This is a genomic window from Paraglaciecola hydrolytica (assembly GCF_001565895.1).
GTDB lineage: Bacteria > Pseudomonadota > Gammaproteobacteria > Enterobacterales > Alteromonadaceae > Paraglaciecola > Paraglaciecola hydrolytica.
Map to the genome: position 1 here is coordinate 230,654 of NZ_LSNE01000009.1, position 15,902 is coordinate 246,555.

15 protein-coding genes and 1 tRNA gene are annotated in these 15,902 nt (G+C 42.3%); 5 read left to right on the forward strand and 11 right to left on the reverse strand.

Annotated features, from left to right (window positions below; all coding sequences use genetic code 11):
• Positions 1 to 51 precede the first annotated feature (51 nt).
• From AX660_RS16765 to AX660_RS16780, 4 genes are read right to left on the reverse strand one after another with little or no spacing between them, the layout of a single operon-like run.
• Positions 52 to 819 (reverse strand): 3-hydroxybutyrate dehydrogenase, encoded by a 768-nt coding sequence (locus tag AX660_RS16765; protein WP_068379247.1) that lies wholly within the window; start codon positions 817 to 819, stop codon positions 52 to 54.
• A 10-nt stretch (positions 820 to 829) separates the two neighbouring features.
• Positions 830 to 1,825 carry an extracellular catalytic domain type 2 short-chain-length polyhydroxyalkanoate depolymerase gene (locus AX660_RS16770; RefSeq protein WP_068379251.1) on the reverse strand — a complete coding sequence of 332 codons (996 nt, stop codon included), beginning with the start codon at positions 1,823 to 1,825 and terminating at the stop codon, positions 830 to 832.
• Positions 1,826 to 1,868: 43 nt separating this feature from the next.
• Positions 1,869 to 3,071: an E22 family MetX-like putative esterase gene (locus AX660_RS16775; RefSeq protein ID WP_068379254.1), complete on the reverse strand. Its 1,203-nt coding sequence runs from the start codon at positions 3,069 to 3,071 to the stop codon at positions 1,869 to 1,871.
• 24 nt (positions 3,072 to 3,095) lie between these two features.
• Positions 3,096 to 4,391 carry a GntP family permease gene (locus AX660_RS16780; RefSeq protein WP_068379257.1) on the reverse strand — a complete coding sequence of 432 codons (1,296 nt, stop codon included), beginning with the start codon at positions 4,389 to 4,391 and terminating at the stop codon, positions 3,096 to 3,098.
• A gap of 193 nt (positions 4,392 to 4,584) precedes the next feature.
• On the opposite strand from AX660_RS16780, the gene AX660_RS16785 reads away from it, so the two are divergent.
• The 3 genes from AX660_RS16785 to AX660_RS16795 all read left to right on the forward strand — a co-directional run bounded on the left by AX660_RS16785 (position 4,585) and on the right by AX660_RS16795 (position 7,977).
• A complete protein-coding gene (locus tag AX660_RS16785) occupies positions 4,585 to 6,891 on the forward strand; it encodes a TonB-dependent receptor (RefSeq protein WP_068379260.1) in 2,307 nt (768 codons plus the stop codon).
• A 175-nt stretch (positions 6,892 to 7,066) separates the two neighbouring features.
• Positions 7,067 to 7,264 (forward strand): hypothetical protein, encoded by a 198-nt coding sequence (locus AX660_RS16790; protein WP_068379264.1) that lies wholly within the window; start codon positions 7,067 to 7,069, stop codon positions 7,262 to 7,264.
• Between the two features lie 71 nt (positions 7,265 to 7,335).
• A complete protein-coding gene (locus tag AX660_RS16795; protein WP_068379267.1) occupies positions 7,336 to 7,977 on the forward strand; it encodes a response regulator in 642 nt (213 codons plus the stop codon).
• A 110-nt stretch (positions 7,978 to 8,087) separates the two neighbouring features.
• Here AX660_RS16795 and AX660_RS16800 read toward each other — a convergent pair whose 3' ends face one another.
• A complete protein-coding gene (locus AX660_RS16800) occupies positions 8,088 to 8,285 on the reverse strand; it encodes a YwbE family protein (protein WP_068379270.1) in 198 nt (65 codons plus the stop codon).
• Positions 8,286 to 8,471: 186 nt separating this feature from the next.
• Between AX660_RS16800 and AX660_RS16805 the strand changes: the two genes are divergently transcribed.
• Positions 8,472 to 9,920, forward strand: coding sequence for a sensor histidine kinase (locus tag AX660_RS16805; RefSeq protein WP_068379273.1), 1,449 nt, complete (start codon positions 8,472 to 8,474; stop codon positions 9,918 to 9,920).
• 63 nt (positions 9,921 to 9,983) lie between these two features.
• Here the strand turns inward: AX660_RS16805 and AX660_RS16810 are convergent, their stop codons facing one another.
• The 3 genes from AX660_RS16810 to AX660_RS16820 all read right to left on the reverse strand — a co-directional run bounded on the left by AX660_RS16810 (position 9,984) and on the right by AX660_RS16820 (position 12,331).
• Positions 9,984 to 11,120 (reverse strand): endo-1,4-beta-xylanase, encoded by a 1,137-nt coding sequence (locus tag AX660_RS16810; protein WP_082768971.1) that lies wholly within the window; start codon positions 11,118 to 11,120, stop codon positions 9,984 to 9,986.
• A gap of 155 nt (positions 11,121 to 11,275) precedes the next feature.
• Positions 11,276 to 11,362 (reverse strand) — tRNA-Leu (locus tag AX660_RS16815).
• A 126-nt stretch (positions 11,363 to 11,488) separates the two neighbouring features.
• Complete coding sequence (locus AX660_RS16820; protein WP_068379277.1) at positions 11,489 to 12,331, reverse strand: transglutaminase family protein; 843 nt, start codon at positions 12,329 to 12,331, stop codon at positions 11,489 to 11,491.
• Between the two features lie 409 nt (positions 12,332 to 12,740).
• On the opposite strand from AX660_RS16820, the gene AX660_RS16830 reads away from it, so the two are divergent.
• Positions 12,741 to 13,247: a DUF3087 domain-containing protein gene (locus AX660_RS16830; protein WP_068379972.1), complete on the forward strand. Its 507-nt coding sequence runs from the start codon at positions 12,741 to 12,743 to the stop codon at positions 13,245 to 13,247.
• A gap of 64 nt (positions 13,248 to 13,311) precedes the next feature.
• Here AX660_RS16830 and AX660_RS16835 read toward each other — a convergent pair whose 3' ends face one another.
• The 3 genes from AX660_RS16835 to AX660_RS16845 form a co-directional block, all read right to left on the reverse strand.
• A complete protein-coding gene (locus AX660_RS16835; protein WP_068379283.1) occupies positions 13,312 to 13,779 on the reverse strand; it encodes an outer membrane lipoprotein in 468 nt (155 codons plus the stop codon).
• Between the two features lie 48 nt (positions 13,780 to 13,827).
• On the reverse strand, positions 13,828 to 14,430 hold the full coding sequence (lpoB, locus tag AX660_RS16840) for a penicillin-binding protein activator LpoB (protein ID WP_068379286.1): 603 nt from the start codon (positions 14,428 to 14,430) through the stop codon (positions 13,828 to 13,830).
• Between the two features lie 199 nt (positions 14,431 to 14,629).
• A partial coding sequence (locus AX660_RS16845) for a COG3014 family protein (RefSeq protein ID WP_068379289.1) occupies positions 14,630 to 15,902 on the reverse strand: 1,273 nt, incomplete at its 5' end.

Genomic DNA, 15,902 nt, shown 5'->3' on the forward strand with positions numbered 1-15,902 from the left:
GTATTCCGCCAATCCTTAGCGAAATACACAACGTTTTTTGCTTGAGGAAACTTAGCGAGCTGTCCAGCCACCATCTATCACCAAGGTTTGAGCGGTAATATTACGGGCACTATCAGCAATTAAAAATGCAGCGGTAGCGGCGAGTTCATCCATTTCAATAAAGGCTTTTTTAGGCATGGGGTCGAGCATGATTTTATTAACCACATCATCTTCACTGATACCGTTTTCGACGGCTTGAGCGGCAATTTGTTTTTCGACTAATGGTGTCTTTACGTAAGCCGGGCAAATAGTATTGATGGTGATATTACAGTCGCCGGTTTCCAGCGCTACGGTTTTAGCAAAACCTAATAAACCGTGTTTAGCTGCCACATAGGCTGATTTAAATGGCGAAGCGATGAGAGAATGTACGGAGCCTATATTTATGATGCGCCCAAAGTTTTGTTTACGCATCCCAGGTAAAAATGTTTGAGTGAGCAGGGCAGGGCCAACCAACATAATATTGATTAACAATTGCCACTTATCTGCCGGAAAATCCTCAAGCCTTGAAACATGCTGAATTCCCGCGTTATTGATCAATACATCAACTTTTGTGGGCAATAAACGCTGGGGTAGTGCTGCAATTTGTAGGGCATTACCGACATCAAGCTCTATGGCTTGTGCCTGAATGTTTTGAGTCATGAGTTGTGTAACAGCGCTTTGCGCCGCGGCTAAATTTAGATCAGCGATGATAATAGAGTGACCTACTGCACCTAATTGCTGAGCGATGCCAAAGCCGATACCGCTAGCACCGCCAGTGATTAATATGGTTTTACCTGACATTATTGGGTCCTTACTTCAGAGGGTATTGTTTGAGTGCCAGTGCAATGGATTTGACGGCTGTAATTTGTTGACCTTTTTGGGTGGCATAATCTGCATCAGCATAACCCCACCAATCCCAACAACCTTGAGGGTTGAGTGGCATAAAAGTAGAATTTTTAGTTTGTGGGTAAAGTACGACCATGTGGTTGTTTTCAGCCCAGTTATTAATGCCGGCTTGTTCGGCATATTGAGTACCCACACTTTGAGCGTTTTGATTACAGCCATGAAAACTAATATGTAATGAACAAACCTCGCCTTGTGCACAGCTTGGAGGAACATAGGCATAACCTGTATCGGCTAAAGTGCTGGCCGTGTCACCCCCCAATTGATGTTGATTTAGTTCTATCAGTTTGCCTGAAGGTGAGGGCGAGCGGGATTGCAAGTTATCAAACAAAAACACAAACATATTACCCGCGGTATCGTACTGGCAGTTACCAATAAAAGGTGAAACTGATTCAGCACATTCACTACCCGTATCAAGTGTTGGGAATAAGTGAGCAAACTCTTTATCATTTACATAATGCACATTTTCTTTGCCACTCCATTGCACATATTGCTGATAAAGCCCATCACTGACTTGCGCTACGACTTTTGTATCTTTAGTACCATGAAATAACCACACTTTGCTGTTTTTAAGATTATTTAAAGGCGCTATTTTACCTTCTTGAGCATAGCGACTGGCCGTGTCTTGCAAGTCTGCTAGTGGAATAGGGCTAAGTACTTTATTCACACATTGCTCTAAGGCGGTTTTAATACTGCCCTGAGCACAAAAATAAGGTCCGCCAGCAACGATCCCAACTTTATCAACCCAATCGGAATAGGCGACATGAAACTGATTAGCCATGTAACCACCACTCGACAGCCCCGAGACACTGATATGATCTAACTGTAAATTCAGTTTTGCCTCGTCGGCTAAACCTAAAGGCGCTGCCAGTGATAAAGCCAGTAGAGCGTATTTAACTTGCATGTTTTTGACCTTATAAAATGAAAATTGATAGAACTTAGCTGACTTAGTTAGCTAAAAATTGTTTAATTTTGTCTGCTTGCTGACTAATGAGTTGTACCCCATTTAAATGGCCTAATGGACCAACTAAGGGCAACAATTCAGTGTTTTTACCTTGGTCTTTGAGGATTTGATAAGCGTCTTGAGCGAGGTAGGGCATCAATAACATGTCGTTATTGGCAGGTAAAAACAGGGTTTTTGCCTTTATGTTTTGTAAACCACTTTTTAAATCCTGTTGCTGTCCAGCAATAAACAGTTGATTAGCTCTGACTAGGTATAAAAGGTGGTTGGCATCCATCAGCGCCACACGTTTTTGGGCTAGCTGATGTAACCACGTTACTATGGCAGGACTGGCATTGATATCAGCTAAAGCGGCTTTTTGTGCGGCTTGTTGGGCAAGGGCAGGTGAGTCACTCATTTGTTTGAAAAACTCAGGCGTTAACGCTGCCTGAGTGATAAACATCAGCGCTGTGGTTAAGCCTTCCGTAGGAGCACTCGATTGGTAATAATCGCCATTGTTCCACTTAGGATCTAAACGAATAGGAATGGCCCATTGCTCCAATAAGCTGCTGCCCCAGGCGTCAATTTGCCCGGTACCCACGATAGATATCATGCGTGGTACCCAATCTGGATAAGCCGCAGCCCAATCAATGGCTTGCATTGAGCCCATCGATGCACCCACAACAGCATGCAGTTTTCTGATCCCTAAAGATTCGAGCACCGCTTTTTGTACGTTGACAAAATCCCGAATTGTCACCACTGGAAAACTCAAACCATAGGGTTTACCGGTATCTGGGTCTATCGATGATGGCCCAGTGGTGATGGTAGTGGGATCATTGGCGTTTAGATTAACCAAACTGTCGATACTGATCACAAAATATCGATTGGTATCTATGGCTTTATCTGGGCCTATGATGGCATCCCAATAGCCAGCTTGTGCGTCGTCAGCATGGTATTTACCCGCCGCGTGAGAATTGGCCGAAAAATAGTGGGGCACAAGGATCACATTATCTTTTTTGTCATTTAACTGGCCGTAACTTTCAAAGCCTACGGCTACTTTTTTAATAGTTTTACCACCAAAAGTGACAAAATTATCCATCTCAAAACGCTGTTTTTTGACCAGCAATTCGCTGTGTACTAATGAGCTTGATATCACAAGCAACACTAATAAACTCAACAATGGCATTTTTTTTATCATAGTCTTATACATAGTAAATTTGTTGCACCTTAAACTTTAGAAAATCGAAAATAACGCTACTGCTAAACTCAAACCCATGAGGGGCACCACAACTGTCAAGGCTCCCACAGCCCAATAAGCCCGTTGATGAGTTTCATGGCAGATGGCACGAATAGTCGTCACTACATAACCATTATGGGGCAGTGAATCCAGCGCGCCAGAGGAAATCGCCGCAATACGGTGTAGTTGCTCAGGATCAACACCTTGATCAAGGTAATGAGGGGCAATTAAAGGCAATACTATGGCCTGTCCGCCAGATGCTGAACCTGTCATACCGGCAATGACGCTAATGGCAATCGCCGCGCCAATTAAGGGGCTGCCAGGGATTTGTGTCATTAGCTCCACGGCGGTTTGAAACGCCTCTGTAGATTTAGCGATACTGCCAAAACCCACTACAGCAGCCGTATTACCTATGGCAACCAATGCGCCAGTCGTACCGACGTTAATGGCTTGGGGGATGCTAATAAAATAACGGTAATTAATTGCGATAAGACTGAGTACACCGCCACCTAAAGCCACTATTAATGCCATTTGTTGTAAGCTATCGTGTAACAAAAATGACAGGATTAAGACTACCACTAAAGGCAATATGCCGGTGATGGGCTTGGGTAGTTTACGCTCAATTATTTCTGGATCATGACTTTGGTGTTCAAAACATTCGCCTTGGGCTACGGCTTTGTCGATCATGCGTTTACACCACCAATAACCAAAACTCGCCATAAAAATGGCCACCACTAGACTTACTTCCCAGGCTGCAAAAGGCGAAGTACCTAAAAACTTGATGGGGATCCAATTCTGAATTTCCGGTGAGCCGGCTGAGGTCATGGTAAAAGTTACCGAACCAAAAGCCAGTACAGCAGGGATAAAACGCCGAGGTAAATTGGCATCTTTAAATAAACTGACCGCCATGGGGTAAACCGAAAAAGCTACTACAAATAAACTGACGCCGCCGTAGGTTAATATGGCACAGGCTAAAATAACCGCGATCACCGCATTTTGCCTGCCTAGTTTGCCTACAATCCAATGGGCAACAGCATCAGCTGCGCCACAGTCCTGCATAAATTTGCCAAACAAGGCGCCAAGCAAAAACATAAAAAACCACGAACCAATAAATCCTGAAAAGCCCTGCATATACAGACTAACAAAATTATGATCACCTACAAAAACGGGCATTGAACTTGAAATTGCCACTAACAGCGCACAAATAGGTGCAGCAATAAACAGGTTAGTTCCTCTTATCGTTAATATGATAAGTAGGGCTAAGCCGCCTGATAATCCGAGTAAACTGAGCATACAGTCATCCTTAAAAGAGAAGTCAATGACCGTAGACCAACCTTAAGGTGTCGCTATTGTGTTATCTCCAACAAAATTTGCCCATAGTACTATGGTACTAGATACCTAAGTGCTTTTCTGATTTAGAGTGCATCCCGACTGTAGCCATCCAACAAGTAAAACAACAATTAAAACCATGCAAACAGGACTCGTTATGAACCGCACTAATAAAAAATTTGTTAATTTAACACCCCAAATTAATCGCTCGCTCTGCGCTCTTGCCGTTGCAGCAGCATTTGCATCAACGCCATTGATAGCCCAAGAAACAGCGCCAGCAGCCGAGAAAAAAGGCTTAGAACGCATCGAAGTAACGGCGCGTAAAACCGTTGAAAGTTTACAAGAAGTACCAATTTCAGTGACTTCAATAGGTGGTTTGGAATTAGACGAAAAAGGCATTGCGGTATTAACTGAAATCCAACAGTTTTCACCTAATACCACCCTACAAAACAGCCGTGGTACTAACTCAACCTTAACGGCTTTTATTCGTGGTGTAGGCCAACAAGATCCACTTTGGGGCTATGAGCCTGGTGTTGGTATTTATATTGATGATGTTTATGTTGCTCGCCCTCAAGGTGCGGTATTAGATTTGTTGGATGTAGCACGTATCGAAGTATTACGTGGCCCACAAGGTACCTTGTACGGTAAAAATACCATAGGTGGCGCGATTAAATATGTGACCAAACCCATGAGTGGAGACGCTGAACTAAATATTCAGGGTACAGTAGGTAGTTATGCACAAAAAGATCTGAAAGTAACAGGTCAGATGCCTATCGTTGAAGACAAACTCTATGTCGGTTTTGGTTATGGCAATTTAAACCGTGATGGTTTTGGTGAATATTTAATTTCTGCTTTACCAAACCAAGATTTAGAAAACTACAACAAAGAATTAAGCGCAGCACGTTTGACGTTAGAGTTTACCCCAAGTGATGATTTGTTCTTCCGTTTAGCGTGGGATAAAACGACAGATGATTCTAACGCTAAAGGTGGTTATCGTTTATTACCTAGTTTATTAACCAATGCGCCAGTGCCAGATAGTGTATTTGATTCTTACACTAGTTTACCGACCGAAAACAAAGTAGAACTTGAAGGTATCAGTTTAACGGCTAATTGGGACATCAGTGATACCCTAGCGCTTAAATATATTGGTTCTAAACGTGAAAGCTATTCACCTACTAACATTGATTTTGACAATACCCCACTGGATATTTTTGACGTACCAGCCATTTATGACGACAACAATACTACCCACGAATTGCAGCTAAATTACCGTGGTGATGGCATGTCTGTGGTCAGCGGCTTGTATATGTATGATGGTGAGTCTTGTGGTCAGTTTGAAGCTATTTTAGGTGTGTTTGGACGTAGCCTTGGCTTGCCTGGTTTAACTCGGGAAGTGTCAGGCTGTAACAACAGCGAAAGCACAGCTGCCTATGTACAGGGTTCATTTGATTTAAGTGATAAATTATCGATGACCGTGGGTGCTCGATATACCAACGAAGAAAAACAAGCCAATGTGAGCAACGGTTTAGTGTATGGTCCGGTTTATCCTGAGTCTAATTGGATCCCAGGCTACACTCGACCTGATGGCAACTTAGTACCTCCCGTATTAGGTACTGATACCAATGCCGATGGAGTACTTGATGCCCCTAAATCTAAGAGTTGGTCACGTTTTACCCCACGTGTGGGACTGGAATATCAAGCCAATCCAGATCTGATGTTTTTTGCCAGTTATTCACAAGGCTTTAAATCAGGTACCTTTAATCCGCGAGCTACGGTTAACGAGCCTGCGGCCAACCCAGAAATTGTCGATTCAATTGAAGTGGGTATGAAAAGTGATTGGTCAGATAATTTACGAGTTAACTTGACCTTATTCTCACTCGATCACAAAGACCGCCAGTATATTGGGGTTATTCCTAGTGACGATGCATCGGTGTTAAACCAATATTTATCTAACGTCGCTGCGTCATCGGCTAAAGGTATAGAAGCCGAAGTGACTTATGTGGTTAACGATAATCTAACTTTTGATGTTGCTTTAGGTACCTATGATGCAAAAATTGAAGAAAACAACGCTGTACCACCCTTGTTAGGCATTTCAAACACACCGGAATATACTTTTAATTTTGCTGCTAATTATGTATTAGAAACCAGTATTGGCGATTTAATGTTTAATGCTAACTACTATTATCGTGATGATTATCGTTTGTTTGAAGACAGTGATTTGTTACAACAAAATGGTTATGGCATGTTAAACATGAGTGTTAGTTGGCAGCATGACGATGGCCATTGGTATGCCAGCCTACATGGTAAAAACTTAAGCAATAAAGAATACATGGTTGGTGGTTATAACTTTGTTGGCGACAACGGTGATGGTACTTATACGCCAGGCTTAGGTGGGGATAATACTTTGATAGGTTACTTTGGCGACCCACGTACCGTTAGTTTGACTGTGGGTTATCGCTTTTAAGTAAAAAAGAGTTTCATTGTGTACTTTAATCGAGTACTTAGGCGACCTGAGGTTTAGGTCGCTTTTTTGTTTTAAATGAATAGAAACTTGACATCATTGATTGTGCTTAGGATATTGCGTACAGCTTATTAAATTAGCGGCAAGGTTAACTTGGCTTTTGAAGAGTAATAATTTGATGTCAGATAAAGATAATAAAGACAAAACAAAATCAAATAAGATTGCAGCTGGTCTAGCGATTGGCATCGGTGTTGGCGTTGCTATAGGCACATCCATGGGCAATGTTGGCGCAGGCTTGGCAATCGGGATTGCCTTAGGTATTGTGTTCGGGGTGAGTATGCAAAAGAAACAAGACGCCGATAAAAATGACGAATAGCTAACGAACAAATCGATCCAGATCTCTGGGGGAACCCCCAATAATTATTAAACCCAAGGTATCGTTATTTAATGCAAACCAAAGCCATAGTCGCTGATGATCATCCTTTATTTCGTTTAGCGCTGAAACAAGCGATTGTCGGGATATTGGGTGACAATATTCTGGAGTCGGCCTCTTTTGAAGATACCCTAGCCTTACTTGAAACTCATCAGGACGTAGAACTGATTTTTCTTGATCTTAAAATGCCCGGCAACGAAGGTCTGACAGGGCTAACTACTTTACGTAATAAATATCCAGATATCTTAGTCGTGATTGTTTCTGCTGAAGAAAACCCCGCTTTAGTGCGTAAAGCCATCGATTTTGGCTCTAGTGGTTATATCCCTAAATCGACTCCTTTACCGGTTATCGGTGATGCCGTGCGTGAAATACTCGATGGGCAATTGTGGGTGCCAGCCGATATGGCCAAACAAGTGGAACAGCTTGATAGTAAGGCCGACAAAGATTTTGCCGATAAGTTAGCCCAGCTTACTCCTCACCAATTTAAGGTATTACAAATGATGGCGGACGGTTTACTCAATAAACAAATAGCCTATGAATTGGATGTGAGCGAATCCACCATCAAACAACATGTTTCAGCGGTATTACATAAGCTGGGTTTTAATAACCGCACTCAAGCTGGGGTGATGTTTAAGCAGTTGCTCGCTGGCGAATAAACCTAGACGGGAAGCAGATACCTTATATACCCCTTACATATACTTTAAACGGGAGTGTTATAGGCCCGAATTACAGCCACACGACTAATTCAAATGTTTGTATCATTAAATTAGTTGGTATGAATTTTTTTAACTCGACCCACTTGACCATCTTTTAGTTTGACTTTAATGCCGTGAGGGTGGCTGGGTGAGTTGGTTAATATACGTGCGACAATACCATCAGTTAGTTCACTACTGCCTTGATCTTCTTTGAGAACCACAGACACGCTTGCGCCGATTTTGATATTTACTCTGTTATTACCGTTCATGTTTTTCTGCCTTAGATTTGAAATAGTACAATGACTAAAACCAACCACATGCTTTATGTTGCAAACGGGGTTTTGGTTTTAATATGAGATAAATAATGAGTTGGTTTTCTCTTTATTCCGAGCGTTGATTTTACATAACTTGCTATGTGATACTCGGTTTTATTTGTTTGAAATGAATGCTGATTTTTGAAAACCACACTATCACCTGATTATTTAAACCTCGAGAGCGTAGTTACTGGTTATAGACAGCGCGCCATTATCGCTATTCAGAGTGCGTTTTTAGGCGGTGCTTGCATAATTTTTGTGCTTAGTTTTGCCCAATCAAGTTTTATGATTCGTAGCGCTATTGCTTTAACGATCTTGCTCAGTGCCATTTCACTGATATGGGCTTACAGGGCACGTATTACTACCGCCGTTATTATTCTCGCCACACAATTTGTCATTATACCGACGTATTTAGCTTATTTGTCCCTCGGCACTTATGATTCGGCAATGATGATATTGCCTGCGGGCATGATTGCTATTTCTGTGGTTGTTAAGCCAAGGGTAATGGCTATTTTTTCTTTACTGATGCTCTTTGCTTCGGGATTTGTTGCCTGGGCGACACTGCACGGAACTACGGGTAAACTTTTCTTTTTAGAAGATTTCAGAGCTGATCCGGTGGATGTGGCTGTAACTTTAGTGGTGGTTTTTTTTAGTGGCATGGTAGCAACTTATGTATCCTCTGTTTTAACCAACTTGTTGCACAAGCTTGCAGAGTACCAAAGTACCCTAGAAGAAAGGGTTGAAAGGCGCACCAGTGACTTGGAACAGGCAAATACTGAGTTGCACAAAGCCATGGAACGACTCGATCAAGCTCGTGTTGAACTGGTACGCGGTGAAAAACTAGCCGGCTTAGGTAGTTTAGTAGCAGGTGTGGCGCACGAACTTAATACCCCTATTGGCAATACCGCCATGGTAGCGTCCACTTTGCGCGAGCAAGTGAACAACTTTTCTAGTGTCGTTGCTAGTGGCAAAGTGCTTAAATCTGATCTCACTCTTTTAGTTGAACGCATTAATGAGGGTACTGAACTACTGCTCAGTAGCACCCATCGTGCCCGAGATTTAGTGGCCAGTTTTAAACAAGTGGCTGTTGATCAAACGTCAGATAGGCGTCGAGTATTTAAATTAGAAACGGTTGTGGAGGATGTGCTCCGCTCCATGCGACCTAGTTTTCACCGTATACAAATCAGTAGTGAAGTACCTCCGGACATTAGTTGTGATGGTTACCCAGGTCCGCTAGGTCAGTTATTAACTAACCTTATTCAAAACGCCATCATTCATGGAATCGATCAAGCAAGTGATGGTTTGGTTAAAGTGATTTGTAGCGCTATAGGTGATGATTCTATTCAAATCGTGGTCGAGGACAATGGACGAGGTATAGACAAAGAAACAATGAATAAAATCTTTGATCCCTTTTTTACCACTCGCATGGGGCAGGGTGGGTCTGGGCTAGGGTTAACCATAGTCCACAATATCGCAACTGGCATGTTGGCAGGAAAAATTGCTGTTGAGTCCTTAGTCGGTATTGGTACACGTTTTATTGTGACTATACCGCGAACCACCCCTGAACGTAGTAGTTTGGGTTCCGACTAAACGTTGAGGGTGATTCATTTATGCTGACGATGATAAATAATTGCGTTAATCGTTGTGATATTTTTAAGGAATCGCCACTACCGCCTGCAGTGCTGGTTTAGCTTGTCCACTGCGGTCAAACAGCAAAGGGTAGTTAGTGCGCGCCGCAATGGGGTAGTCGTTTTTCCATGACATGCCATCTCTTACACCCCACAAAGTTACGCGGTCTATAAGATCGCGTTTACGATAAAAAATCGCAAATAATTCTTGATAACGGTCGCTAAGCTGTTGTTCTACTGCAGCGGGTAAACCTTGGGCATAAGGGTCAAGATAGCTCTTAAATTCTTCTAACTGAAACTGGGGGTGTAACATGCCAGTACCTATGATTTGCCCTTCGCGAGTTAAGGGTAGTACATCAATATCAAGCTCAGTAATCATCACTTTAATACCTAGGGCTGCATAAGCGTCGATAGCTTGTTCGATGTAGGTGTTTTTAGGAAAATTCAGCCCCCAGTGACCTTGAATTCCCACTCCGTCAATACGAATACCAGCCCCTTGCAACATTTTAACCATACGTACTATTCCGTCACGTTTAGCGGGTCGCCAGGCATTAAAATCGTTGTAATACAGCTCGGTATTGGGCGCATATTCACTGGCAAACTTAAAAGCATGTTTTACCATCTCATCACCGCTACCCACGCTATTTACCCAGGTGGTGGGACGATACGAGCCATCGTCTGCAATGACCTCATTGACTACATCCCAAGCATGCACTTTACCCGCATAACGACCGGCTACTGTTTGAATATGTTGGCGCATACGTTCGATTTGTTGTTCTGACGTATTAGGCTGGCCGTTTGCTTGAGTAAAAAACCAACTAGGGGTTTGGTTATGCCACACCAATGTATGCCCAATAATAAACATTTTATTTTTTTGCGCAAAAGCCACGTAATCGTCGGCGGGTTGAAAGTTAAATTCGCCCGGCAAAGGATTGATCACTTCGGCCTTCATGGCGTTTTCTAGGGTGAGAGTATTGAAGTGCTGTAAGACGATTTGTTGTGACTGTTTATCTTTGCCTGACACTATATTGTCATTGACAGCCGCCCCCATCAGAAACGCGTGTTGGTAAGCTTGTTTTAGCGTCTTGCCAGAGCTTGGTAACTCTGCCAATACATAACTATGTACTAGTACCAATGCACACAAAATAAGTTTGCATTTCATAATCAACAACCCTTTAACTCATTAAATTTGTTGTTGGGCAGTGTAAAGGGCTGGTGGCTCGGGTCAATTGTGGGTGTTAATAAAGTGTAAAAACTAAAGGCTAAAAAGAAGGAAGATAATATGGCACAGCAGTGTACAGAGTGATGCTGTGGAATTGGTGCAGATGGGGAGACTCGAACTCCCACGCCCTTTCGAGCACTAGCACCTGAAGCTAGCGTGTCTACCAATTCCACCACATCTGCAAGAGCGGGCGATTCTATACTGACTTAGCAAGCTTGAGTAGTATTTACCCTAACATTTTGATATTTAATTTATTTTTGCCTAAAACACGAATGTGTTCCACAGGCAATTGTTTAAGTAGCTGCAAACTAACATTTTTCTATCGTTAAATTTGTGATGAGTTGCGACGTTGCACTACCTCGTATACCACCTGACACTGGCATAGTGTTTTCGGGAATGGCGCTGGATGCCACTGGAAAGTGGGTATTACCGGTCAAAATTCCATGACTAGGATCAAAACCTAACCAGCCTGTACCTGGTATAAAAGCTTCCACCCAAGCATGTAGTTCAAAGACTGGATTTTCCATATCAAAATAAAAATAGCCACTTACAAAACGTGCTGCAATGCCTTGATCTCGTAAGAGCTTAATCTGTAGCCAAGATAAGTCACGACATGAGCCTCGTTTAATTCTAAAGGTATGCTCAGGTGATAGAGGTGGACCATCTTCGCGATATTCAACGCTAAAATCTTGATGGATCTGAGTTGTAAGATTGGTCAAAAAAGTGATGGTATTAAAATTCGCATTTTTGAGTATGTCTTGCGTGTAGGTAAGCAAAGCTTGTACTTGAGAGCTTTTCTGTAAGGAAGCATAAAGTATTTGATTCTGATGTTTAGAATAGGCAAAAGGAAGGGTATTAAAGCTCTCTGGATGAATAATAAAATTAAATGGGTTGAATACTTTTGTTTGCAAACTGCTTTCTACACGAATACTAAAACAGGTGCTGAGCTTCTCAAACCAACAAAAGTCTATCACATTATGTTCTTCGTCTTCGATCACGCTGCGCCCTTCAGGCTCTGACTCTAGGGCTATTGAAAAATGTGTTACATCAATAAAAGGCGTCTGTTTAGGACGAAAACGCAAATAATGCGGTTCTAAAAAGACTTCGTGACTGAATTGATACGTTGTCTCATGGATAATTTTAAAATTCATGTCGCTCTCCAGAGTAAAGTGCATATTTGCATTATGTAGTGGCAAGTAACGCTGCAACCCGTAAAACCGTTTTATTTTTGGGTCAATGACTTAACTCAATCTTACCTAATGACTATGAGGCAAGTTCATGTTGAATGCTAGTCTGTATGCCCTTCATCCTTGAAACAGCATCTTTGTTGACTGTACTCATTCGCTTCATTAAACAAAAGCTTAAGCCTAAGAGTCGCCTGATTTTATTGGCCGCCAATTGTTTGAATTGTTGCCTTGAAATTAGTTTTGAACAGCGTGACTGTTCATGCTTATTAGGTGATATTACACAATCAAAAATATAAAAAATGTCTTGGGTATTGTCCGGGGCTTTTGGTTACAATCGCCGCTCTTTTTTAGCTGTCGTGACATTTTGGTTATTATGCAACTTATTCAGATTAATAAAGCTCGTTATCGTCGTCACTTAAACATAGTCATAGTGGCCTGCATTGTTGCTTTGCTAGCCGGTGCTTTAGGTATTTCTCAAACACTTATCGCCTTGTTTCCCGATGCCAGTGGCAGCCATTTTCATTGGAATTTACTTGGGGTAGTAATAAGCGCTGTGACCATCGGATTTTTACTGAATAAATACCGCCATCACGATTTTATGCTCGAAGTGGTCTATGTCTGGGAGCTCAAACAAGCTTTAAATAAAGTCACTCGAAAAATGTTGAAGTTAAAAGCGGCTGCCAAGCAGGGGAATATCGATGCCTTGCTTGCCATGCAATACAGTTACGCTGGTTCACGTTTATTGTGGCAACTTGACGACAATACCATTGTCATGGATGACTTAGCCCTTGCCCAAGCCGAGCTTGATCGCCTTGCGGCCCACTATAATGTCAACCTGAACGTTGAGGATTATAACGAGACTCTGCTCAAGCAGTTTTAAGTTTGTGTTTATAGCGCAAAAGCCCATAGCCTAAGCTGAGCTGGCTCAAGTACCATCGATGAGCCTACATCTGTTTATCAATGCGCACTGTGCCATCGGCTAAATAAATCATGCGGATAGGATCTTGGCTGTGAAAACGCATATTTGGATCAAGATCTTGCACCACCATATACTCTTGACCATTATCAATGGTGATCATCAATTCAACCAGTTGTAGGGTTACGCGCTGGGCCTGAGGATGTTTGTCTCCTGCAATGGAGCTACCTATCATGGCGCCCAATACGGTGGTAAGCACCCGTCCACTGCCACTGCCAAATTGATTGCCTATGGTGCCACCAATCAGCGCGCCACCAAAGACCTTCCAGCCATGATTACGATCTTCAATCAATTCAGTTTCGCTAATATGACGCACAGATGTGACCTTACCAAATAAGACTTTATCCACCGGCACTGCTTCGTTACGCTGATAATCAGCGCGGGCAGGGCTGACAAAAACGGCCAGTAACATGCAACAAACTAACAGTGCTTTCATGATTTTTCCTTATTATGCTTTTAGAAACTAGTGACTAAGATCTGAGACTTACCAACCTACTAATTTTTTATCACTGGTTTTGCGAATTTCAGTTTCGTCAGCCCATTCAACCAAACCGCTTTCTAAGTCCATTAAACGCATGGTGAACTTGTAATACACGTCTGATTTATCGGCATTGCTTTTTACTATGCTGGCTAGATTGCCATACAACATGTATTCAGCGCCCACTTGTTTGCCAAATTGCACGGCTTTATTGGGATCAACTAATCCACCTTCATTTTGATAGTTAAGTTGTTCACGCACAGCAGTCACTTTAGTCATATCCACAAAGCGGAATTTACCTGAACGCAGCAATTGGGTTGAGATAGAATCAGTAAGTGATTCGGTATCAATATGTTCACTGGTTTTATTTTTAACGGTGTCAACAAATACGATAGGGCGTTTATTGGCAGTAACTGTACCCACCACAGGTGACTGCAATAAAGATTCTGTCATTTGCTGAGCAATTTTTTGCAAATCGGTAGAGCCGAAATTGATGCTGGTGGTTTCTACAGCTTCTGCGTCACCGTATTTGACCACAGTTTTATTGGCACAGCCTGCTAACAAGCTTAATGACAGGCCGATAGCACTCACTAAAAGTAATTTTTTCATCAAGGTATTCCTTTTGTTCAAGTATAAAAATTCACTATGTACTGGCTTGATATCATTAGCAAATCCGCCAGTACGACTTTATTTGTTCTCAGTTAATGCTAGTTGCTTATGACCTACTGCAAGCAAAGTGTATTTACTGAGACACGCTAACCATTAAAAAAGTCCACTGTTATTCAAGGGTTTTCGAAAAAACCGCTTGTTATAAATTACTGGTTTTATAAGCCTGATAACTGCCAATAGAGGTAACATTAATCATCGTGATCCTTTTGGCTCTGACCTCAAGGTCTAGCTCCAATAGTTTATTGCCCACATTTAACGTGAGTGCATGTTGCCCAGCCGGCAAAGATAAACGCAGTATTTGCACACCATCAGGTAAACTTAGCCAACTGCGGGTATCGGCATGTTCAGAGGCCAAGTTGTAAAGGCCAGCAAGAATATTTCCAACATCCCCGCCTTCTTTACTCATAGAACTGCGTAATTGTTCTTTAGCAACGACGCGCAAGGCTTGGCGAGTAACCAAAGCAGGTAGTTGCTCTTGTAATTGTTTAGTGGCTAAAGATTGTAATCTGACAATTTCTTGTGATTGATAACTATTGTCTGCAACCTTGGCAGTAAGTGGTTTATGGTTTGTCAGACCACCTTGGTAAATCGGTAACGAAAAACTAAAAAATCGCATATCGGCACGACGGGTAAAAATGGGTAAATCGACGCGTAATTCGTCTTTGTAATTGACGATGCCTTGCTCTAAAAGGATCACAACTTCACCACTTTGAGCCGTATTGTCAGGTTTTGTGTAAGGACCGTATTTTCCGGTAAAACGCGCCAGATCATCTAGCATGTCGAGGCTGGTGGCCAAACGCAGTACATCTTGTTGTAAAAACTGATTATCGGGGTAAATTTGGAGGGCACGTTTGTAGTCAATATAGGCATCATTTGGCTGACCAGCCGCTTCATATAGAATACCTGAAAGATAAAAGGTATAAGCGTTTTGAAAACCATTTTTAAGTTTGCCAATCATCGCATCCATCGAGGGATAAGCTTGTTTTAACGCTTTTTGATTAAAGTCGTTTTCTGCATCCTGTAACTGTTTGGCGTTTTCCTCTAGGGCTTGTTCTTGCACTAGATTAGCTCGACGAATTTCTACTAAGGCTTTCTCCAGACTGCCCAAATACACATAATTAAGAGCTTGATAGGTATGCAACATGCTTTGTTCATAAGCGGGTACGTCATAGGCAATAACATTGTCATTACTGACCATGGCGGTGGCATTCGCTAAGCCGCGACTTAGGCGTATTTTGGCTTTGGCATTATCTTCTGCAATTTTTATAGAGGCTAAGTTAAAGGCTTTTTGACTGGCCTGCCAATCGTTGGCTAAAAAGTGCAGTCGGCCTTTTTCGAGCAGGCTCAAACTATAATTATTGTTTGCAGGAGATAGTGCATCCACCAAGGTTTCAGCTTGTTTGAAATCACCG

Excerpts from the sequence above, each read along its gene's own strand:
- AX660_RS16770 (WP_068379251.1), bottom strand. The coding sequence starts at position 1,825 with ATGCAAGTTAAATACGCTCTACTGGCTTTATCACTGGCAGCGCCTTTA.
- AX660_RS16820 (WP_068379277.1), bottom strand. The coding sequence starts at position 12,331 with ATGAATTTTAAAATTATCCATGAGACAACGTATCAATTCAGTCACGAA.
- AX660_RS16780 (WP_068379257.1), bottom strand. The coding sequence starts at position 4,391 with ATGCTCAGTTTACTCGGATTATCAGGCGGCTTAGCCCTACTTATCATA.
- AX660_RS16765 (WP_068379247.1), bottom strand. The coding sequence starts at position 819 with ATGTCAGGTAAAACCATATTAATCACTGGCGGTGCTAGCGGTATCGGC.
- AX660_RS16830 (WP_068379972.1), top strand. The coding sequence starts at position 12,741 with ATGCAACTTATTCAGATTAATAAAGCTCGTTATCGTCGTCACTTAAAC.
- AX660_RS16785 (WP_068379260.1), top strand. The coding sequence starts at position 4,585 with ATGAACCGCACTAATAAAAAATTTGTTAATTTAACACCCCAAATTAAT.
- AX660_RS16795 (WP_068379267.1), top strand. The coding sequence starts at position 7,336 with ATGCAAACCAAAGCCATAGTCGCTGATGATCATCCTTTATTTCGTTTA.
- AX660_RS16790 (WP_068379264.1), top strand. The coding sequence starts at position 7,067 with ATGTCAGATAAAGATAATAAAGACAAAACAAAATCAAATAAGATTGCA.
- AX660_RS16810 (WP_082768971.1), bottom strand. The coding sequence starts at position 11,120 with ATGAAATGCAAACTTATTTTGTGTGCATTGGTACTAGTACATAGTTAT.
- AX660_RS16800 (WP_068379270.1), bottom strand. The coding sequence starts at position 8,285 with ATGAACGGTAATAACAGAGTAAATATCAAAATCGGCGCAAGCGTGTCT.
- AX660_RS16835 (WP_068379283.1), bottom strand. The coding sequence starts at position 13,779 with ATGAAAGCACTGTTAGTTTGTTGCATGTTACTGGCCGTTTTTGTCAGC.
- lpoB (WP_068379286.1), bottom strand. The coding sequence starts at position 14,430 with ATGAAAAAATTACTTTTAGTGAGTGCTATCGGCCTGTCATTAAGCTTG.
- AX660_RS16775 (WP_068379254.1), bottom strand. The coding sequence starts at position 3,071 with ATGTATAAGACTATGATAAAAAAAATGCCATTGTTGAGTTTATTAGTG.